This window comes from Helicobacter pylori HUP-B14, from assembly GCF_000259235.1.
Lineage (GTDB): Bacteria > Campylobacterota > Campylobacteria > Campylobacterales > Helicobacteraceae > Helicobacter > Helicobacter pylori_CU.
Window position 1 is genome coordinate 1,391,604 of sequence record NC_017733.1, and the last position, 20,978, is coordinate 1,412,581.

At 39.7% G+C, this 20,978-nt stretch carries 20 protein-coding genes and 3 pseudogenes; 7 read left to right on the forward strand and 16 right to left on the reverse strand.

Annotation, left to right across the window (positions count from 1 at the left end):
- The first annotated feature begins 118 nt into the window (after positions 1-118).
- Positions 119-989, forward strand: a pseudogene (locus tag HPB14_RS06710) (hypothetical protein).
- Between the two features lie 78 nt (positions 990-1,067).
- Here HPB14_RS06710 and HPB14_RS08480 read toward each other — a convergent pair.
- From HPB14_RS08480 to queF, 3 genes are all read right to left on the reverse strand, one after another.
- Positions 1,068-1,214, reverse strand: coding sequence for a hypothetical protein (locus HPB14_RS08480; protein ID WP_014658539.1), 147 nt, complete (start codon positions 1,212-1,214; stop codon positions 1,068-1,070).
- 108 nt (positions 1,215-1,322) lie between these two features.
- Entirely contained in the window at positions 1,323-1,484 is a 162-nt protein-coding gene (locus tag HPB14_RS08485) for a hypothetical protein (protein WP_154079638.1), read from the reverse strand.
- Positions 1,485-1,701: 217 nt separating this feature from the next.
- Complete coding sequence (queF, locus tag HPB14_RS06715; RefSeq protein WP_000187123.1) at positions 1,702-2,148, reverse strand: preQ(1) synthase; 447 nt, start codon at positions 2,146-2,148, stop codon at positions 1,702-1,704.
- Positions 2,149-2,207: 59 nt separating this feature from the next.
- Between queF and rsfS the strand changes: the two genes are divergently transcribed.
- From rsfS to HPB14_RS08320, 5 genes are read left to right on the forward strand one after another with little or no spacing between them, the layout of a single operon-like run.
- Positions 2,208-2,549 carry a ribosome silencing factor gene (rsfS, locus tag HPB14_RS06720; protein WP_001076133.1) on the forward strand — a complete coding sequence of 114 codons (342 nt, stop codon included), beginning with the start codon at positions 2,208-2,210 and terminating at the stop codon, positions 2,547-2,549.
- A gap of 7 nt (positions 2,550-2,556) precedes the next feature.
- The gene (gene miaA, locus HPB14_RS06725; protein ID WP_080011986.1) at positions 2,557-3,450 is read left to right on the forward strand and encodes a tRNA (adenosine(37)-N6)-dimethylallyltransferase MiaA; all 894 of its coding nucleotides are present in this window, start codon (positions 2,557-2,559) and stop codon (positions 3,448-3,450) included.
- A 4-nt stretch (positions 3,451-3,454) separates the two neighbouring features.
- A complete protein-coding gene (locus HPB14_RS06730) occupies positions 3,455-4,558 on the forward strand; it encodes a glycosyltransferase family 8 protein (protein WP_000380967.1) in 1,104 nt (367 codons plus the stop codon).
- A gap of 10 nt (positions 4,559-4,568) precedes the next feature.
- A complete protein-coding gene (locus tag HPB14_RS08315; RefSeq protein ID WP_000413314.1) occupies positions 4,569-5,411 on the forward strand; it encodes a sulfatase-like hydrolase/transferase in 843 nt (280 codons plus the stop codon).
- Complete coding sequence (locus HPB14_RS08320) at positions 5,393-6,232, forward strand: phosphoethanolamine transferase (RefSeq protein WP_041199452.1); 840 nt, start codon at positions 5,393-5,395, stop codon at positions 6,230-6,232. Before HPB14_RS08315 ends, HPB14_RS08320 begins: the two co-directional genes overlap by 19 nt.
- Positions 6,233-6,305: 73 nt before the next feature.
- On the opposite strand, the gene HPB14_RS06745 is transcribed toward HPB14_RS08320, so the two are convergent.
- From HPB14_RS06745 to HPB14_RS06770, 6 genes are read right to left on the reverse strand one after another with little or no spacing between them, the layout of a single operon-like run.
- Positions 6,306-7,085 carry a UDP-N-acetylmuramate dehydrogenase gene (locus tag HPB14_RS06745; protein ID WP_000894433.1) on the reverse strand — a complete coding sequence of 260 codons (780 nt, stop codon included), beginning with the start codon at positions 7,083-7,085 and terminating at the stop codon, positions 6,306-6,308.
- A 3-nt stretch (positions 7,086-7,088) separates the two neighbouring features.
- Complete coding sequence (gene fliQ / locus HPB14_RS06750; protein WP_000445741.1) at positions 7,089-7,355, reverse strand: flagellar biosynthesis protein FliQ; 267 nt, start codon at positions 7,353-7,355, stop codon at positions 7,089-7,091.
- A gap of 10 nt (positions 7,356-7,365) precedes the next feature.
- Positions 7,366-8,670: a flagellar protein export ATPase FliI gene (fliI, locus tag HPB14_RS06755; protein ID WP_001128716.1), complete on the reverse strand. Its 1,305-nt coding sequence runs from the start codon at positions 8,668-8,670 to the stop codon at positions 7,366-7,368.
- On the reverse strand, positions 8,671-9,585 hold the full coding sequence (locus HPB14_RS06760; RefSeq protein WP_000449313.1) for a CpaF/VirB11 family protein: 915 nt from the start codon (positions 9,583-9,585) through the stop codon (positions 8,671-8,673). It abuts the gene before it with no gap.
- Between the two features lie 16 nt (positions 9,586-9,601).
- Positions 9,602-12,364 carry an isoleucine--tRNA ligase gene (gene ileS / locus HPB14_RS06765; RefSeq protein WP_000393442.1) on the reverse strand — a complete coding sequence of 921 codons (2,763 nt, stop codon included), beginning with the start codon at positions 12,362-12,364 and terminating at the stop codon, positions 9,602-9,604.
- A 24-nt stretch (positions 12,365-12,388) separates the two neighbouring features.
- Positions 12,389-12,643 (reverse strand): RNA-binding S4 domain-containing protein, encoded by a 255-nt coding sequence (locus HPB14_RS06770; protein ID WP_001217161.1) that lies wholly within the window; start codon positions 12,641-12,643, stop codon positions 12,389-12,391.
- 101 nt (positions 12,644-12,744) lie between these two features.
- On the opposite strand from HPB14_RS06770, the gene HPB14_RS06775 reads away from it, so the two are divergent.
- Positions 12,745-13,365: a hypothetical protein gene (locus HPB14_RS06775; protein ID WP_000671786.1), complete on the forward strand. Its 621-nt coding sequence runs from the start codon at positions 12,745-12,747 to the stop codon at positions 13,363-13,365.
- Between the two features lie 126 nt (positions 13,366-13,491).
- Here HPB14_RS06775 and HPB14_RS08090 read toward each other — a convergent pair.
- The 7 genes and pseudogenes from HPB14_RS08090 to HPB14_RS08675 form a co-directional block, all read right to left on the reverse strand.
- A pseudogene (locus tag HPB14_RS08090) lies at positions 13,492-14,378 on the reverse strand (outer membrane beta-barrel protein).
- 285 nt (positions 14,379-14,663) lie between these two features.
- Positions 14,664-14,786 (reverse strand): annotated as a pseudogene (hpn, locus tag HPB14_RS08670) (nickel storage protein Hpn); the annotation flags it as partial.
- A gap of 203 nt (positions 14,787-14,989) precedes the next feature.
- On the reverse strand, positions 14,990-16,063 hold the full coding sequence (rlmN, locus tag HPB14_RS06795; RefSeq protein WP_000647745.1) for a 23S rRNA (adenine(2503)-C(2))-methyltransferase RlmN: 1,074 nt from the start codon (positions 16,061-16,063) through the stop codon (positions 14,990-14,992).
- Positions 16,060-17,049: a KpsF/GutQ family sugar-phosphate isomerase gene (locus tag HPB14_RS06800; RefSeq protein WP_000062252.1), complete on the reverse strand. Its 990-nt coding sequence runs from the start codon at positions 17,047-17,049 to the stop codon at positions 16,060-16,062. The genes rlmN and HPB14_RS06800 overlap by 4 nt, the downstream gene beginning before the upstream one ends.
- Entirely contained in the window at positions 17,033-19,102 is a 2,070-nt protein-coding gene (locus HPB14_RS06805) for a ribonuclease J (protein WP_000131621.1), read from the reverse strand. The genes HPB14_RS06800 and HPB14_RS06805 overlap by 17 nt, the downstream gene beginning before the upstream one ends.
- Before the next feature lie 37 nt (positions 19,103-19,139).
- Complete coding sequence (gene rsmA / locus HPB14_RS06810) at positions 19,140-19,955, reverse strand: 16S rRNA (adenine(1518)-N(6)/adenine(1519)-N(6))-dimethyltransferase RsmA (RefSeq protein ID WP_000259413.1); 816 nt, start codon at positions 19,953-19,955, stop codon at positions 19,140-19,142.
- A gap of 582 nt (positions 19,956-20,537) precedes the next feature.
- Positions 20,538-20,768, reverse strand: coding sequence for a cag pathogenicity island protein (locus tag HPB14_RS08675; RefSeq protein ID WP_195182610.1), 231 nt, complete (start codon positions 20,766-20,768; stop codon positions 20,538-20,540).
- Positions 20,769-20,978: the final 210 nt, after the last annotated feature.

The following is a 20,978-nucleotide window of genomic DNA, read 5'->3' on the forward strand; positions in this document are numbered from 1 at the left end:
AAGTGCTTCACCCCACCACAAGGAGGAACAAGCCATGCCAAAAAGATAAAAAACATTAAAAAACATTGAATGACCGATTATAGCGGAATTTAAAACAAATTTTACCAAGGAGTATTTTATGGGTTTTCAAAATGAAAATCAGTTAAAAGTAGGGGCGTTAGTCAAAGCCACGATCAACGACAAAGTGGTGGAGACTAAAGTCATTAATATTTGGGTTTAATCGTGTAACCTTAAGGAGTCAAAAAGGCAACGAAGCCACTTACGCTTTCAATAGCGATAAGTTCTTAAAATGGTTCAATAAAGTTCCATTGACCGAGCATATGAGACTTCACGCTGAAAACGATAAATCGGATATTTTAGATGGCGTTAAAGTGGTAACTAGCGGACCAAGTGTTAAGGACAGGACTTCTACTCCTAAAGAGCCTAAAGAGGATAAGTATAAACTCTCTTTTGGTTTTGAGGAAAAAAGCGAGTCTAGTTTCTCGGTGGTAGCTAAAGATTATTTCTTTACTGATAGAAAAAGTAGGATTGGTGCGTTATTAACCCCTATGTTTTATCAAGGAAAAGGACATCAAGCGTCTGCTATCATTCTTACCGCTTTATCGTGTGCGGAGGGCTTAAATAAGCATAGCGACCTTGAGTGGGCTAAAATGCTTGAAAATCGTAATTTGGAAAATTGTTATTACGACACTTTTGATAATATGAATTTAGGTAATCTTACCCTTTTCTGTAAGCTTATTAAGTTGTATGCGAGGGGCGAGATGGCGGAGGCACAAGATTTAGGAGGTATTTGGGCTGAAATGTTACCTACTAATAAAGAGGAGGCGTTGTTTATCGCTCAACTCTTATGCGATGGTGGTATCAATAAGTATGATTTAAGTTGTGCGGGCTTAACTGCTAACTTATTAGCCGATAATCTCGGTAACTATGGACTACGAGATGAGAGCGATGAGGAGGAAGCTGAAAACGAGGGCGAGGGTGAAAACTAACCCCCCCCATGTGGGGTCTCCTTTTTTTTAACCTTGTTTATTTTTCTTTTATTCTCACCGCTCATTTTGGCTTCTCAATTAAGTGTTCCATTTTCTGTTATAAGAACCTTGACAATACCATTCAAAACTAGTAATGCTCTCCAAAGCTCTGTCTAATTCCTTTTCTGCTTGCAGATCTAGTAAATTTTGACTTTGCAGCACCTTAAAGGCTTGTTCGTTGAGCATTCTTAAATTGCGATTAATATCAACTAATGGAGATAATTGAGGATTAAACGAACCCTGATCAACCCAATGATCAACACTTTTACTAACATCTGCTATCTCTTTAGCAATTTATTCTTGCTTTTTGACTGAGTCTTGCATGATTTGAACGATTTTTTCTTGTTGCTTGACTGAATCGTACATCGCTTGCCCCATTACCTCTAACGCATCAGCGATTCTTTTTAAAGGTTCTTCTTTTGTAGATCCAGGTATATGTCCAGGATATCCAGACATTTTTGCTCCTTTTTTAACTTTATTAACCCCACATGCAAAAAACGATATGGGGTTGAAAAAATTAAAAACATTAAACAATTGGACATTGAGAATAAAAGATTGGGATCTTGCAAGAGAGAAAAAGCAAATTTTTAAGAGTGCATTTCATTGTTTCACGCTCCTCAAATATTTAACAACCTATTTTAGTCAAAAAAGTTAATATATATTCAATAACGCACTACTTCGCATTCAAAAGGCGTTTTTCTTTAAAATCCTGGTATTCTTTGATCGCATAATTCACAAAGGGTTTGATCGCAATCCCGCCTCTAGAGGCAAAATCCCCATACACTTCCAAGTACTTTGGCTCTAGCAATTGGACTAAATCTAGTAAAATCGTATTGATACAGCTCTCATGGAAACTCCCATGGTTTCTGTAACTGAATAAATAAAGTTTTAGAGACTTGCTTTCTACCATTTTATCTTTAGGGATGTAGCGGATATAAATCACGCCAAAATCCGGCTGGGAAGTGATCGGACAAAGGCTTGTAAATTCCTTGCATTCTAAAGTGATTAGGGGGTCTAAATTGGGGTTTGGGTTAGGGAAAGCTTCTAATAGCTGGCTGTTGTATTCAAAAATATAGGGCGTTTTAGCGCCTAAGGATTTGAGGTTTAGTTCAGGGGTCATTAATCTTTCCTTGATTTAAGTTATAATAAGGCTATTTTAACCCATTTTTTAGGAAACTCATGAACCAACGCATAGAAATGATTACGGCTTTATTAGATGAAAAAAAGGCTTTTGATATTACGCATATTGATTTGTCTAAAACCCCCTATTTAGTAGAAGATGTCATTATCGCTACCACGCTAGCGAATAAGCATGCCCTTTCTTTACTAGACGCGCTTAAAAACACCCTTAAGCCTTTAGGCGAAGTCTTTTACCAGATAGATGAGTCTAATGAAGAGTGGATCATTTTGGATTTGGGGGATTTGATGATCCATCTTTTCACCGAAGAATGCCGTAAAAAATTTGACTTAGAAGGGTTTTTGAACGCTTATAAAAGGGAGATTCCTTATCAAAACGCCTAAGAAACTCATCGCGCTTTTAGGGCCTAGCGGGAGCGGGAAAAGCGCTCTTTCTATTGAATTAGCCCAAGAATTGGACGCTGAAATCTTTTCTTTGGATTCTTTGAGTATTTATAAAGACATCAATATCGCTTCGGCTAAACCCAGCCTGAAAGAACGAAAAAATATCAAGCATTACGCCCTAGACTACCTTAACATTGATGAAAAAAATAACGCCCTCCTTTTTAAAACCCTTTTAGAGGACGCCATGAGGGTATCTTCTAAAGAGATTTTACTCATTGTGGGAGGGAGCAGTTTTTATCTCAAATCCATTTTAGAAGGCTTGAGTAGCATGCCAAAACTGAGCAATGAAGAGATTGTAAAAATAGAGCGAGAAATTGCCACTCTTTCTAACCCTTATGCGTTTTTAAAATCCATTGACCCTACGATCGCTTTTAAAATCCATCCAAACGACACTTACCGCATCCATAAAGCTTTAGAAATCTTTTATGCCACCCACACGCCCCCAAGCGAGTATTTTAAGGCTAACCCTAAAAAACCCTTTGAGCATGCCATCTCATTATTCGCTCTTTCTATTGAAAAAAGCGCGCTTCATAACAACATCAAACAGCGCACCAAAAACATGCTCCATTCAGGGCTTATTGAAGAAATCAAAGCCCTTTATGCCAAATACCCTAAAGACTCGCAGCCTTTTAAAGCCATAGGCGTTAAAGAGAGCGTTCTTTTTTTAGAAAAACAACTCACTTTAAAGGAGCTAGAAGAAGCGATTACCTCTAACACCATCAAATTAGCCAAGCGCCAAAACACTTTCAATAAAACCCAATTCAATAACCTTTATATGGGGAGCGTTGGAGAGATTAGGCATGCGATTTTAAAACACTCAAAAAGTGGCATTAAAGGATAATCTAATGGATACGCAAAACTTACCCGATCAAATTATCCCTATTTTTATGAGTTTTGATAAGAATTACGCGCTAGGGGCAGGAGTTTGTCTTTATTCGTTACTCTCCCATGCGAGCAGGCACACAAGCATGATAGACTTTAGCCCTCTCAATCAGAATAACGAGCTTTTACCCGTTAACATCGTGTATAAAATCCATTGTTTGGTTAAAGAGGTTACTTTAGAGCAGCAAAACAAGCTCTTAAAAACCATCGAGCCTTTTAAAAAATTCGCTTCATTAGAGTTTATCAATATCGATTCGCTCGATCATTCCATAGAAAACTATCTTAATGAATCTTGCTCCAAGCGTTATGGCGGGCTTCTTGTTTTGTGCCGGCTCTTGCTCGCTTCGCTCTTCCCTAATTATTCTAAAATCATTTCCATAGATGTGGATACGGTGTTTTTGGGCGATATTGCAAGCGCTTATTTTGCACTGGATAACGATCCCACTAAGTTGCTTGGCATGGTGAGAGACACTTTTTCCCACCTTTCTTTTGAAGCCTTTTGTGATTTTATTGAGCGCGCTTGTAAGAATTTTAAGATTGATTTTTCACGCTTTAGCCAAAACGAATTACAACGCATCCATCAGGGCTTTAACATGGGCTTTTTGGTAGCGAATTTAGATTTGTGGCGCGAAAATGGGTTTGAAAAGATCGCTTTAGAGTTTTTGAAAACTAGGGGGAAAGATCTTTTCTACCCTGAGCAGTGTTTAATCAATATGGTGTTTTGGAAGCGCGTTTTAGAATTGCCTATTCATTATAATTGCTATTCTGATTCTTTCAAAGAGCACTACCCTAAAAACATCATCATGCTCCATTTCATCCAATACAAGCCCTGGCGTTCTGTGAGTTCTTTGAACGGGCGTTTGATTTGCTATGAAGCTGAAGCGGGTTTTTGGCTCGCCAACCTTTTTTGCACCCCTTTTAAAAACGATTTTTTTAAAGAACGCCTTGAAATGGCTAAAGACCAACAGATGCAATCTTTTAAAACCCACATCAGATCAAAAACGATTAGGGATTATTTTTGTTTTAGGATAAAAAATATTTTGAAAAAAGTTTTCAAACCCTCTTAAAGGACATTCCATGGAAAAACTATTGAAATTTTTAAAATTCTTTGCCAGTAGCGTAACTCTAGATGAAAAATTTTTAATGTTCCTTCTTTGCAACGCCCTTTCTAACGCCTACAAAAATAGCGATCTGTTTTCTTTCTCTAAAGGCTTTTTAGGTGCTTTTTTAATCGGGTTTGTGGTGTATTATAGTTGTGCACTAATCCCTAAAAAACGCTTGCGATATTCATTAGAATGGTTGTTTATAGGAAGCGGTATTATTTTTAGCGTGGCTGAAATTTTTACGCTCTTTATGTTTAAAATGCCTTTTTCCAAAGGCTTGATTGACACACTTTTAGCCACAAACAGCTCTGAAACGATGGCGTTTATAAAAAGCTATAACAATTATTTGTTTTACTACGCTTTTATTTTGATTGCTTTGTTGATTATGATTAAAATCATTCGCTTTAGAGCGCTTGTACCTGGTGTGATAGCGGGTGTTTTAGGGCTTTCTATCCTCACCATAGGAAGCGTTCGCCATGTTAAATACCTCACGAGCAACGATGCCATTTTAAAAAGATCACTCTTTTCTCTTTCCTTAACTAGGGGGTTTTATTCCGCCTATTTGAGCTTGTTTGATCGCCAACAAGCCATAAAATTTTATAGCTTTTTAAATAACCTTTATTTACCAAGCGATTATCTTTCTAGCACGGGCGATGTTAAAAATGTCGTCTTAGTCATCGGCGAAAGCGCGAGCAGAAATTTCATGCAACTCTATGGCTATAGCATTCCTAATAACCCCTTATTGAGCCAACTCGCCAACGAGAGAGAGAGAGAGAGAGAGAGAGTAACAACCTGTTCGTGTTTTCTGACACGATAAGTAAAGAAGCCCACACCTCTGATGTCTTTGAAAGCCTGCTTAATTACAGCAACGCCGAAACGAATAAGCCTTGGTATCATTACCACAACATGATAGATATTTTCAAGCGATCCCATTATGAAACTTTTTGGTTAGAAAAACAAATCGTCGATGAATGGGGGATCACACAAAATCTAGTCTCTAATCGTTCTAAAAACCGCTACTATATTTTGGGAAACTATGGTCAATACGATGAAGAGCTGGTGAAATTTTATTCTAAAAATATCCCATCCCAATTAAAAAGCAAGAATTTTATCGTGTTCCATTTGATTGGCTCTCATTCTTGGTATGCTGATCGTTTCCCTAAAAGCTTCGCCAAATTCAAACCAAGCGATTTGTCTTTTTCTAATTTGCACGCAAGCAACGATAGAGACAAGCAAATCGTCGCTGATTATGTCAATTCGCTTTATTATAACGACTTTGTTTTGAATGGGATTTTTAACCTCTTTAAAGATAAGGACGCTATTGTGTTTTACTTGAGCGACCATGCACAAGATGTTTTTGAAAGCGGCCCCACTTATGGGCATAGCTGCTCTAAAGCGGGATTAGAAATCCCTTTTATGATTTATGTGAGCGATATTTTTAAAGAAAAACACCCCGAGAAAGTCAAATTGATTAAAAACGCTTTAAACAAACCTTTCATGAGCGATGATTTAATCCATTCTCTTTTGCCTTTGGTGGGCATTCACACTAAAGACGAGATAGAGAGTAAAAACCTTTTTAGCCCTAAATTTGACGCCCAAAGAAAAAGGATTACTTGTCGTTGGGGGTTTGGATCATGATAGGACTAAATAATAATAAGGCTCTGTTCTCATCAATAGGGATAAGCTTGATTCCACATAAAGCCTTTCAACCCTACCTTAAAATTTTCACTTCTTCTTCTAAATAAATGCCGTATTCTTGTAACACTCTGGTTTTGGCGAGTTCTATCAAATCCAGCGCTTCTTCAAATTCTGCGCCCCCCAAATTCACCAAAAAATTCGCATGCTCTTTAGCAAAGCCCACTCTTTTTAGACAATAACCCCTTAAACCCGCACCCTCTAAAAGCCTACCCGCATGATCGTTAGGCGGGTTTTTGAAACAGCTCCCAAAATTAGGCAATTTGGGGTGGCTTTTGCGCATGCTTTTACACGCTTTTAAAACCTCTTCTCTAAAGCCATGCGTTTTTTTAAACCTCGCTCTTAAAACAACGCCATTGAATGTGCTGCTGCGATAATCTAAACCTAACGCTCCACGCCCTAGCCATTGATTATTGATATAAGCACTTTCTAAAACATTTTTGATTTCAAATTCTTTCATGCCGGCATTCATTTTAACTAACGCCCCTAAAGTGCCAGGCAATTGCCCTAAAAACTCCAAACCCTCTAAATCATTCGCCCTAAAATAATTAAAAATTTTAGACGAGTTGGCCGCTCCCCCTATTTCAACGCATTCACCCTTATCGCAAATATAATCGTAGTTTGGGCCTAAAAGGGCGAGATTTTTTGCGCTAGGAGCGATTAAAAGGTTGTTCGCTAAACCGATGATCTGGTGTTCTTGAGAGATTTCATCATCGTTTTCTAAAACGCTCACTTTTAAAGGCGTGCCGATTTTCACGCTGCTGTAACGAGAAAAATCAATAATGGTTTCTAGCATTTTCTAGCCTATGATTTTAGGAATGAGTTTGATTAAGGTTTTAGTGTAATCTAAAAGCATGTTAGTCATCCACGGCATGGTTAAAATCAGCACCCCAATCACGGCCAAAATCTTAGGCACAAAAGACAAGGTCATTTCATTGATTTGAGTGGTCGCTTGAAAAATACTGACTAATAGCCCCACCACCAAGCCCGCTAGTAATACCGGTAAAGAAATCATCAAAGTGATTTTATAAGTCTCAATGGCGAGTTTCATGAGTTGTGATTCCATAACATTCCTTTTATCTTAAGATTTCTTCTAATTGCTGAAAGCTTGTTTCAAAAGGCTGCAAAGCGTTCTCATCTTGCGCTAAAAACTGCTCCATTAAAGCCTTTTTCTTAATCGCTTCATCAAGCTCTTTATCGTTCCCCATTTGATAAGAGCCGATGCGAATGAGCATTTCATTTTCTTTCAATAACGCATACAAACGGCGGAATTTTCTCGCATGCAGGTTTTGAGACTCGCTGATGATGTCTTTAGCCACCCTTGATGCGGAGTTTAAAATATTAATAGGCGGGTAGATCCCATAATCGGTCAATTCCCTGCTTAAGACAATATGCCCATCTAAAATACTCCTGGCTTGATCGGCTATGGGATCACTCAAATCATCGCCCTCTACCAGCACGCTAAAAAAAGCCGTAATGCTCCCCTTATTTTCTTCCTTGCCCGCTCTCTCCATTAATTGAGGCAATAAAGAAAGCGCGGATGGGGGGTAGCCTTTGGAAGTGGGCGGTTCGCCTAAGGCTAAACCGATCTCTCTTTGAGCCATAGCGAAACGAGTCACTGAATCCATGATGAACAACACGTCTAGCCCTTGGTTTTTAAAATACTCCGCCACGCTCATCGCGCAAAAAGCCCCGTATTTGCGCATCAAAGGGCTATCATCGCTCGTGGCGACCACCAACACGCAAGAGCTTAAATCCCCTTTTAAGTTTTTCTCTATAAATTCAGGGATTTCTCTGCCCCTTTCCCCAATCAAAGCGATCACTTTAATGGGCGCTAAGCAACCCCTAGTGATCATGCCCATTAGCGTGGATTTGCCCACCCCAGAGCCGGCAAAAATGCCCAGTTTTTGCCCCTTACCGCAAGTCAAAAGCCCATCAATGCTCTTCACCCCCACGCTAAAAACTTCATCAATCAAGCCTCTTTTTAAAGGGGCTATAGGCGTTGTAATGACAGGCGCTAATCGCTCATAATCTAGCGCCCCCTTATTGTCAATGACTTGCCCTAAAGGGTTAAGCACCCTCCCTAAAAGATTACGGCCCACAGGGAAATTCAACCCCTCTTTTAAAAACAGCACCTTATCGCCAGCCCTAGCCCCCTCTATGAAGTTAAAGGGCGTGAAACCAAACTGCTCTTTTTCTGCCACCACCACCATTCCCACGCATTCGCTGCCATCGCTTTTTTCAATCTTCACCACATCGCCCACAGACGGGTTAAAACCATCCGCATAAACGATATTGGGCATGATTTTTTTCACGCTCCCGTAGCGAGGCGATAGATCAAAATGCTGATTCAAGCGGTTTTTTAAGGATTTTAGGGGCATTTAAAGCTCTTTAGTCCATAAGACTTCAGCGATTTGGCGCTCATCATTGATTCTATTCACATGCACGATCACATCAATCGCGCTCTTAAAATACGCTCGCATCAAATCCTTATCTAATGAATGCGTATAACGCATGCTCAAATTCAGCGAAAGGGCTTCTAAAGTGTTTTGAGCGCTATTAGCATGAATGGTTGAGAGCATGCCCTTATGCCCGGTGTTTCCTAAACGCAAAAAGAGCGCTGCATTCCTGGTGTCAATCTCGCCCACAATGAGCCTGTCTGGGTTTAAGCGCATGGCCATATTGAGAGCGTCTTCATAATTAAAGCGCGTGTTCTCTTGCTTGCCCACTAAAAGCCCCACGCAATTACTAAACGCTTTTAAATCCAATTCTTGGCTGTCTTCAACGCTCACCACCCTTTCATCTTTATTAACGCAGTCTAAAAGAGCGTTTAATAAGCTTGTTTTACCGCTTGAAGTCTCCCCGCTAATGAGAATGTTATGCCCTTTTAGGGCTAAATTTTTCAAACTTTCTGGATCGCTTGCTTTAAAAGTGAAATCGTCTAAACTTAAGGGCTTAAGCCTAGGCACACGGATATTGAGCGTGATTTGGTTGTTCGTGGTGATGCTAAAGTGATTCGCGCTCACCCTATAACGCGTGAAAGGGATAGAGCAATTTAAAGTGGGGTGCTCTTCATCAAAAAACAACCCCCTAAAACTAGCCAATTGCTCGCAAAATCTCAGCAAAAACGCCTTATCAAAAAGCGCATGCCCTCTTTTTTCTCGGGTGTTATTGACTTTATAAAGCCAAAGCTCCTGTTCGGTATTGATGATAAGCTCGGTGATCCCGCTTTCTAAGAAAGGGGTAAAATGGCCAATTAGGGCTTGTAAAACTCTATGGGTTTGTAAAGTTTCCAAAAGCCCTATCCTTTTATCATCGCTCTTTTAAAACCTGTTCGCAACGCTTGCAAGGGGTGTTTTCTAGCTCGCTTTTGAAACGCCAACACCTAGGGCATTTATAAAAGGGGGCTTTAAAGAGCGTGAATGCTGGCGTTTCGCTCAATTTTTCTTTTGCAATCCCCACAAAGCTTACCATCAGCAATTCTTCTACTAAATTTTCACGCAACGCTTTTTCTTTTACTTCAATAGCGCACTCCAACGAATTTTTAACCACGCCTTCTTTTTTCAATCGGTCTAACTCTTCATTAAAGGCAGAACGCAAGGCCAAAACGGCTTCAAAATTTTCTGGCTTTTTAAACTCTTTAAGGTGGAGTTTTTCTAAAACGCTAATGCCTTTTAGATCAAACACATCTTTGGCTTGTAAAAACGTGCAAAGCACCTGGCTATGCTCTAAAACTTCTTCAATCGTGTGCGTTAAAATCGGGGCTAAAAAGTAGCACAATTGGCTAGCCACAGCGAGTAAGACCATTTGAATGGCTTGGCGTTTTTCATTATTTTTGCTATCGCAATACAAACTATCCTTGCAAGCGTCTAAATAAATCCCGCTCAATTCATTGGTAACAAACGCCATTAAAATATTCAAGCCTTTCACAAAATCATGCTCTTCAAACGCGCTATTGACTCCAGCGCTTGTTGTTTCTAAAGCCTCTAATATAAAATGATCTAAAGGGCTGAAGTTATGGAATCGTTCTAAATTTTTGAGATCCATATCGCTAAAATTGGCGAGTAAGAATTTTAGGGTGTTGCGGAATTTTTTATAATGCTGTTCTGTTTGAATGAAAAAGGTTTGAGAGACCCTCAAATCGTTTTGATAGTCATTAAACGCTACCCACAAACGCACCACATCGCTCCCATGCTTTTTGAGTAAGTTGTCCAAAGACACCACATTGCCCTTAGATTTGCTCATTTTCTCGCCCTTTTCATCGACGATAAAGCCATGCGTGATGACCTTTTTAAAAGGGGCTTGGTTGTTTAAAACACAACCGATTAAAAGCGAGCTTTGAAACCACCCCCTATGCTGATCGCTCCCCTCTAAAACCACATCGCTAGGGCTTTGCCCTTTTTCCCCATGATAGTCTTCTAAAACCGCCTTAAAGGTGCTACCGCTATCAAACCACACGTCTAAAATGTGCATGACTTTTTCGTAATACATGGCGTCCTCTTGATAGCTAGGGGGTAATAAATCTTTCACGCTAGACTCCCACCACACATCACAGCCTTTTTTCTCAAAAAGATTCGCCACATGCTCTAAAACTTCGCTTTCAAAACAAGGCTTATTCGTGCGTTTGTCTATGAAAAAGGCCAGTGGCACGCCCCATTTTCTTTGCCGACTCAAGCACCAATCAGGGCGGTTTTCTATCATGGTTTTTAGGCGGTTTTTCCCGCTGCTTGGCACAAATTCCACCTTTTCAATCGCATTCAAAGCCACTTCTCTTAAGGTTTTTTGAGAGCCGTCATTTTGGGTAAAAGGCTCATCCATTAAAATAAACCATTGCGTGGTCGCTCTGTAAATCACAGGCTTGTGCGTCCTCCAGCAATGCGGGTAGGAATGCTCAATCTCTTGCTCTAGCAATAAAGAATCGCCCAATTGCTCTATAATGCGTTTTTGAGCCTTAAAAACATGCTCGCCCAGATAGCTTTCATCTAATAGTTGGTTATGGATAATGCCCTCATCATAGCAACCTTTCTCATCTACGGACATTAACACTTCTAAATTATATTTTAAACCTAAATAATAGTCCTCTTCACCATGCCCGGGAGCGGTATGCACGGCTCCTGTGCCATCTTCTAAACCGACATGCTCTCCTAGAGTGATTAGGGAATCTCTTTGGTTTAAAGGATTGGTGGCCTTCAAATATTCTAAATCATTGGAATTGAATTCATGCGTGATCGCATTGTCCACCACCCCTAAAGCGGCTAATTTTTCATGCAAGGCTTTAGCGACTAAATAGCCTTTTTGAGTGAGCGCATAAAGGGCGTCTTTTTTCAAAGCGATCGCTTCATTCGCATACAAAGTCCAAGGCGTGGTCGTCCAAATCACCAAGCTCGCTTTTTTGACTTTTAACTTTTCTAAGCTCTCCTTTTTCAAACCAAACGCCACGAAAATGGAGGGCGATTTTTTCATCTTGTATTCCACCTCAGCTTCCGCTAAAGCGCTCTCGCATGCATAACTCCAATAAATAGGCTTGTGGCGTTCTTTCAAAAGCCCTTTTTTAGCCACTCCCACTAAAGCCCTATAAATGCTCGCTTCAAATTTAAAATCCATGGTTTTATAAGGATCTTCAAAATCCCCCAAAACGCCTAATTGCAAAAATTCATTCTTTTGGATTTCTAAAAATTTCTTCGCATGATCTCGGCACTTTTCTCTAAACAGCGTGGGGTTTTCCAGGCTTGTTTTTTCTTTTTCTAATCGCTCTAAAATTTGCTGCTCAATGGGCAAGCCATGGCAATCCCAACCGGGCGTGTAATAGATTTTATTCCCTTTAAAATATTCTCTTTTAACGACAATGTCTTTTAAAATTTTATTTAAGGCATGCCCTAAATGCAAATGCCCGTTCGCATAAGGCGGCCCATCATGCAAGGTGAAATCCCCATGGTTATCTTTTCTAGCTTGCATGCGTTTGAACGCTTGTTGCTTTTGCCATTTGGCGTAAGTTTTAGGCTCATTAACGCTCAAATTCCCTTTCATAGAAAAGGTGGTTGTGTTTAAGTTTAGGGTGTCTTTGTATTCTTCCATGGATTGATCCTTAGTCTTTTATCTTTATTCTTTTGTTTTAGGAGCGATATAAAGGTGCGTGTCTTTTCGCGGCACATTTTTTAAAGTGGGGATTTGCAAAATCGTGTATTCTTCTATCCCTTTTAAATAATGCAAGCTAATCACATCGCCAATTTTCACTTCTTTACTAGCCTTAGCGCAACTCCCATTGAGCCACACCGCCCCCACATTGCACATATCTGTCGCTAAAACGCGCCGCTTCACTAAACCCACTGATTGTAAAAATTTGTCTATTCGCATGCGTTTATTTTACCCTATTCTTTAAGTTTTTATCCATAACTTATAAGGGTTTTAGTTTTAGCATGTTAGCATTCAGCCACCACTCTTTTTAAGGAATTTGCTTGAAGTTTCAAATTGTGAGTTTGTTAGCCGCTTTTTTATTAGCCTCTTGTTTGCCACCTAAAGGCCATCATTCTGGTTTGGTGAATCTTTATATCGCTCATCAAGGCCAAAGCGTGCGCACTTATTGGCGCAAAATAGATAGAGGAGTTATCGCCAAACACAATGAAGCACTTAAAAAAAACCCCAAAATAAAGCTCAAAGACCCTAGGGGGCCTTTATTCATGCTAGGGAGTGAGCGCTTCATGCTCTTATGGAAAAACCGCTACGCTTTAGCCAAAGTCCAATCGTTCAAGCTAGAGCCTGGGTTTTATTACTTGGATTCTTTTAGCGTGGAAACTCAAAAAGGCATCTTGCAAAGCGCCCCCGGCTATTCATACACCAAAAATGGCTACGATTTCAAAAACAACCGCCCCTTTTTCCTAGCCTTTGAAGTCAAACCTGACAGCAAGATTGTTCTTCCTAGCGTGGAATTGAGCCTGATTAAGACCCCTAGAGGCTTTTTAGGGGTGTTTTTATTTGACAACAACGAAAAGGGGGCTAATACCCAATGGATTGAAGGGAGCTTGAATTTAAAGCTTAAAAACGCTTCTTTTAAAGACACATGGGAGTTGGAACAATGAAGCATGAAGCGATCGCTCGCTTTTCGTAAGCCCTTTATGATTAGATTGTAAAAAATGCTTAAAGCATTTTTTAGATTTTGTTATCCCTATTCAATTGGAACAAAGCCATTAAATTTTTAAAAACTTTTAAAACCGATAAACATAATCCGCACTCCAAGTAACATAGCTTTCAAAAATACCCCTAGGGATTTTTGCTTGTAAAACTCTCACGCTTTCGCAAGTCTTTAGCTTTTTTAAAGAACAACTAGGAGCGTCGCCATGGATGCTCGCGCTCAATTCTAGCGTGTGGCACTTATCGCCCATTCTTATCCCTAGTGAGCCATAGCCCTGAAATTGCACTAATTGCACTAATATATTACCAAAATCTTTAAGAACATTGGCTGTTACGCTCTCACCCCCTAGCCCACCCCCTATAAAATAACCGATGAAAAACTTCTCATTTTCATACACATTGTGTAAAAAATCTAACAAAAAGCTGTAAGTTGACATTGTTATCATACCACCATTAAAAAAAGAAACAGGATTTATTGTGTCTATGGGTATCACTCCAAATAAGTATTGTTGGTATTTATCTTTTTCCATGTAATTACCCGCTTTATAGGAATATTGGAACCCTCCTCTAACGCCAAAACCCATTTTTTTAATCTTAACAGGAGCGATATACTGATATACCCCACCTTAAAATTAAAGCCGTTTAAAATGGTGCTGGGATCTTTTCTTTCTAAGAGTCTTCCACTAAAGTAGTGAGGTAGCAAAACAAAACTATCTTTATAAGCTAAATTCCATGAAAACATCCCGCTATAGCCAAGACCAGCAAAAAAAACGCTTTTATCCGCTCTTTGATGTTTAGCCTTAGCTTTTTCTTTCGCTAAAGCTTCTTGAACCTTCTTTCCAACGAGTTTATTAAGCGCGCCCTCATCTATAGCGTGGCTAAAATGAAACCCTAGCACAGAATACAGAGCCAAAAATAAAAATTTGGTTTTTAAAAAATGGGGGGGGGGGGTAACTTGCATACCCTTTCCTTGATTGAAAAATTGTTTTAATATTTTGAATGTTGTAAAACATTGAAGCTTAAATTAAAAGTCTTAACAATATTATTGGATAAAAAATTACTTTTTATAGGCATTGATGAGTATTTTTAACATTAATGAATATTTGTAAAAATAAAAATCAAGTGCGTTGCGGTGGTTGGATTGGATTTAATGAATTTGATTAGAATGGGTTAGATTTGAATGATTGTATCTTAAAGTCAAAAGCCAGAGACAACCCTAGTCAAGTTGCCCCTAGCCACACCGATATTACTCGTGATGCCCGTGGCAACAACCTTCTTCTTGATGATGACTATCGCTAGTGCTGCAACAACCTTCTTCATGATGAGAGCTGTGGTGGTGATGGTGGTGTTCACCGCCATGATAGTGGTGGTGGTGTGTGTGGTGGTGATGGTGGTGGTGCCCGCCGTGTTGTTCTTCATGGTGTGCCATGATGACTCCTTTGATTAAAAATTTAAATTCTAGCTCACTGGCTAGGATTTTATTCTACAATATAAAATCTAATTAATTGTTAATGAAAGAAAATTTAGCGCTAATTTTTAATCTATATTCCCTAAATTTTGAAAAAAGAGTTTTCAAATTTGCTGAGAGAGTTTTTTCTCCCTCAATTGCCCGCAAGCCGCTTCAATATCCAAGGCTTTAGACTCTCTAATGGTGCATAATAAGCCTTTAGAGTTTAAAAAATCCGCAAACATTCTAGCGCTCTCTAAGCTAGGGCGTTCAAACTTAGAGCCTTCATGCGGGTTGAATAAAATCAAATTCACTTTGGATTTAATGCCGTTTAAAAGTTTTAAAAGTTTTTTAGCGCAATCCAGGCTATCGTTTAGATCTTTGATCAAGAGGTATTCAAACATCACTCTTTTGCGCTGCTCTAAAGGCCATTTCCTCACTTCATTCAAAACGCATTCAATGTTGTATTTTTTATTCAAGGGCATTAAAGATGAACGCGTTTTGTCATCTACGGCGTGTAAGGATATGGCTAATTGCACGCCTAAATTTTTGCCCGCTAAAATGGGGATTTTATCGGCCACGCCGCTCGTGGAAATGGTGATTCTTTTAGGGGAAATTTGCATGCCGGTATTAAAAATCTCAATCGCTTTACACACCTCATCTAAATTGTTCAAAGGCTCGCCCATTCCCATAAAAACAATGTTGAGCGCTTTTTCAATGGGGAGGTTATTGTCTTCTTTAATGAGTAGGGCTTGCTGGATAATCTCGCTCGCTTTTAAGTTTCTTACAAAACCGCCTTTTTGAGTGAAACAAAACGAGCAACCCACTTGACAGCCGATTTGACAAGACACGCACACGGTGTATTTTTCTCCCTCTAAAATAGCGTTAGTCTTTTCATCAATCTTTTTGTCTTTCATTTTCAACAACACCGCTTCAAAAGTGTGGTTGTCCCTTAAAGATTTAAAAAGGTATTTTTTAGAGCCATCAACGCTCTCTCTCACATGCGTGATTTCTATCGTGCGCAAAGTAAATTCTCGCTCCAAATAAGCGATAAAATCTTTTGAAAAATTATTTTGCATGTCTTTAAAGCTTGTTTTATACTTCGCATAGAGCCACAAATAAAGCTGTTTAGCCCTAAAACTCGGTTTTAAAAGCTGACTCAATTCATCTAAAGTGAAATCATAAATGCTAGCTTTCATGCTTTAAGTCCTAATTCTAAAAGTTGGTGCAAGTGCAAGACCCCTAAAACCTTATTACAATCATCCACGCACACTAAAAGCTGGATCTTATGGCGCTCTAAAAATTCTAACGCCTCTAAAAGAAGGGCGTCTAAATTCTTAAAGCTTTTAGGTTTTAAAGTGGCAAAATGCCTCACCTCACTCTCCAAGCTAAGCCCTTTTAATAACGCCCTACGGACATCGCCATCGCTTAACACCCCCACAAGCTCGTTAGCCTCATTGACTAAAATCGCGCTGCCCAAGCGTTTTTCACTCATTTCTATGAGCGCGTCTTTAAAACTTGTGCTAGGAAGAATTAGGGGGAGATTCGTGGTTTGTAATAAGTCTTTAACCTTGACAAAAAGTTTTTTGCCTAAAAGCCCGCCCGGATGAAAGGAGGCAAAATCTTCTTGGCTAAAGTTTTTCGCTCGCATCAAGCATGCCATTAAAACATCGCCTAACGCTAGAGTTAGGGTGGTGGAAGTCGTTGGAGCGGTGTTAATCGGGCAAGCTTCTTTTTTAATCTTCAAGCTCAAATAATAATCGCCGAGTTTGGAGAGCGAACTATTAGGGCTTTTAGTGAAAGTGATGATTTTATGGCTCAAGCGTTTTAAATGGCTCACCAGATTCAATAATTCCAAAGACTCGCCCCCATAGCTAATCATTAAAATCACATCGTTTTTTTCCACCATGCCCAAATCCCCATGCATGGCTTCTGTGGGGTGTAAAAACGCGCTCCTGTTACCGGTGCTTAACATAGAAGCAGCGATTTTTTGCGCCACTAAAGCGCTCTTACCCACGCCCACAATCACAAGCTTACCCCCTTTTTCTTGGCTTTTTAAAATGAGCTTGACAATGGCTTCCAAATCGTTAGGTTCTTGGAATTGCTTAACGCTTTCTAAAAGCGCACTCGCTTCATCTCTTAAGACTTGCGCGGCGATAGCGTTGTAATCAGGTAGCATGGACATGACAAATGATAGCCGGGTATTTTCTAAACTTTTTAAAGAGCGCTTTTCTGATGAAATTACGAGTGTGATCTTCTAATTTTTTAGGGTTATTCAAAATTTCGGCGTTGCTGGATTTCAACAACACCTCTAAGCCCCCTTGAATTTCTTTCATCAAAGGCTTTTCATCTTTAAAGCCCACAAGCCCTAAACTGGAAAATTGAGAGCTTTCTAAAAGCGCTTGTTTGTTTTTATTCACAAAAATCGTAGCGACAAACACCCCCAAGCTAGCGACTTCTTCTCTTTGTTGCACGATGCTAGTGTCAATACTCAAATTGCTTTGGTTATCCACATAGCTTTTACCGCTTTTAATGGTGCCGACTTTTTTAATGAACGCAGGGCCAACTTCCACCTGATCGCCATCTTCCATTAGATAGATATTTTTTTCAGGCACTCCGCAAGCAATAGCGGTTTGCTTGTGGCGCGCAACATGGTTATATTCCCCATGCACGGGTAAGAAAAACTTAGGCTTAATGAGTCTTAGCATGAGCTTTTGCTCTTCTTGGGCGGCATGCCCGCTCACATGGATATTGTCAAATTCCTGATAAGCCACTTTGGCTTCTTTTTTGATCAAGAAATTCAACACCGCTGAAACGCTCGCTTCATTGCCAGGAATGGCTTTAGCGGAAATGATGACTAAATCGTTGGGTTTGATAGAAATGTGGCGGTGCTCATCAGTCGCCATGCGATAAAGCGCGCTCATGGTTTCGCCTTGTGAGCCGGTCGTTACGATTAAGACTTCATTATCCGGGTATTTAGCGACTTCATTGGCTTCAATAAAAGATTGATAAGGCAAATGGATATAGCCCAATTCTCTAGCGATGTCTAGGTTTTTTTCCATAGAGCGCCCGATCACAGCGATCTTGCGGTTGTATTTAATGCCGTATTGGATGGCTTGATAGACCCGGTGGATATTGCTAGAGAATGTGCTCATAATCACCCTCCCTTGCGCTTCTTTAAAAAGGGTATCAAAAGCCGGCGCTATGGTGCTTTCACTCGGCGTGGTCCCGGATTTATGGGAGTTGGTGGAATCGCTTAAAAGAAGCATCACCCCCTTTTCGCCATAGTGCGCTAAACGATACAAATCCGTGGGCAGATTATCCACCGGGGTGTGATCGATTTTAAAATCGCCGGTGTGGATGATCGTTCCGGCTTTAGTTTGGATCGCTAAAGCACTGCTGTCAATGATAGAATGCGTGATGTGGATCCATTCAATGATAAATTCGCCCACGCTAATGGGGCAACGCTTTTCTACGATTTTAAAATACGAGCGGTATTTTTTCAAACCATGTTCATCAAACTTGCTCCCAATCAGCCCCAAACTCAAAGGCGTGCCATAAAGGGGGAATTGCAACTCTTTAAACAAATAAGGCGTGGCCCCTATGTGATCTTCATGGGCATGGGTGATGATAATACCGGCGATTTTGTCCTTGATTTGGTGCAAATAGGAAAAATCCGGGATTAAAATATCCACGCCAAAAAGCCCTTCTTTAGGGAAGCTCATGCCCGCATCAATCACGATCGCGCTTTTTGGGGTTTCAATGACCATCATGTTCCCCCCAATCTCGCCCAATCCCCCTAAAGGCGTGATTTTAACGCTCGCTTTAGAGTTTAAATTCATCTTATAATGCGGGTTTAAATGCTCCACTTGGATCTTGTTATTCGCTTCAACGCCCTTTTTTAACTCCTTATGAAAGCCTAAAGTCCCCCTCTCATTCACATGCAAAATTTCCGTAACGCCCTCTACTTTGTTGTTATCCAATTCTTCTTTGGCGTAATTTCGTGTTTTGGCATGTTTTTGTTTGTGGTGGTTGTTTGGCTTTTTGTTGGGGCGATGCTCTTTTTTATGGTGCGAAGGCGCTTCATGGTTTGAAGACTCTGCGTTCTTTTGCGCGTTTTCTCTGAAACGCTTTTTGCGGTTGGTGAAGCGCTCAAACGCTCCGGCTCGCGCCTCATCAGCTTTTGAATTTTCACTGCTGTTTTCATGGTTTTCATTGTTTTGGTTGTTATCAGTCATAACGATTATTCCTTTATTTCAATTTTTTAAAAAGGCATTAGCCTTTTAAAAGGTAATTTAAGAGCTTGAGATAATCTTTTACCTCAGACGCCCTCACGCTTGTTGGTTGGCTTTCTAACGCTAGAAAATCTAACACCTTATCAAGCTTTTCTCTATAAGAAACGCTTTTTTTAAGATTGTTTGAAAGCGTCTTTCTAGGAGATGAGAAACAAGCTTTCAAAAAATCTTCTAATGTCTCAAACCCTTTTTGTAGGGCTTCTTCAAAAAATGGCACTTGGGCTAATGAAGCCAACGCCTTTTCTTTCAGCGGCTCTTTGATCACTTCAAACACGCTAGAAAACACCTTTGGAGGCGGGCTAAACGCGCTAGGCGGCACATCAAACAAAAGGGTAATATTCCCTATTGTGTGAGCCAAAACGCTTAACGCGTTCTGTGAATCTTTAGTGCAAAATTTGAGTGCCACTTCCTTTTGCGTCATCACCAATAAGCCCCTGCATTTAGGGTCTTTGAGCGCGTTTAAAACAAGCCTGGTAGCAATATAATAAGGCAAATTAGAAATCAAAAAATAAGGCTCTTCTTCTTTTAAAAAAAGAGCGTCTTTTTCTACCAATTCTAATTGAAAAGGCTTTTTTTCTGCCTTTAATCTCGCTCGCATTTTCTCGCACAAATGGCTATCTATCTCATAAGTCTTTAAAGGATAGCGATCCAACAACTTGAGAGTCAAATCCCCTAGCCCCACGCCAATTTCAATTAATTTCAATGGGTTTAAGGGGGGCAAAGCATTAACGATTCTGTCTAAAAACGACTCATCCGTTAAAAAATGCTGTCCTAAAGACTTTTTAGCTACTACCATAGCACGCTTTTAATTCCTAGTATTATACCTTAAAAAGGGGATTTGTCTTTCCTTTTTAATGCAACTTCTTTATTATAGCTTTTTTCATTCAAAGATGTTGGTAGTTTTGACAATAGAAGCGTTTAAATTGGCACTCGTATTAAAAATTAGTATTAAAATCTTTTTCGTTAATAATTGGTTAGATTTTGCGTTATAAAATGAAATCCTAGCCGATGAGCTAGAATTTAAATTTCAATTAAAGGAGTCATCATGGCACACCATGAACAACAACACCAAGCACAACAACAGCAACAACAACAAGCACACCAACAACAACAACAAAAAGCACAACAACAAAACCAACAATATTGATTGGGGCGTTTGTGGGGGTGGCCTTAGGGCTACTCCTGGCTTTTAACTCTTTTAATCCAGTAAATCTATCCATTTAAACTAACTTTTTTAACTCCATTAGATTTTTAAACTTTTAAAATCTCTCTTTTGATGGTTATCAAATGGCTCTGTTTTCTGTCCAATAAAGATAAGCTTATTCATTGAGTGGTCATAATGGGGCGTAGAAACTTTGTCTTGCGTATTTGGTGCGACCTAGGGGTGTTTTAAGGGGGTTTGTTGTAAAATCTCATCACGCCCCATAGTTGCGATATGGGGCAAATCACGGTTAAAAGGGTTTATCATGAAAAGAAAACATGATAAAAACTCTTGGTTGGTATTATACATTAAAATCTCTTTTAAGGGGTTTAAAGTGGTCTTTTCTATAGAAAAGTAATGTATTAGCCAAAGTTCCCCTAAGCTTTTAAGCTTAGGGGTTTCCTTTATAAGCGGGTTTGCCTTTAACTTTTGGGGCGTTGATCATTTTGTTATAAAATTTATTTTTTTAAGGGGATAGGGGGGTATTTTGCGATAACACCCCCCCTTAAAAACCCCCTAACCCCCTAAGACCGCCTTAAGAAATTATCGCTTGATTAAAATCAAGCTCTTTTATTGTTTGATTGTAAAAAATGCTAAAAAGCATTTTTTAGGTTTTAT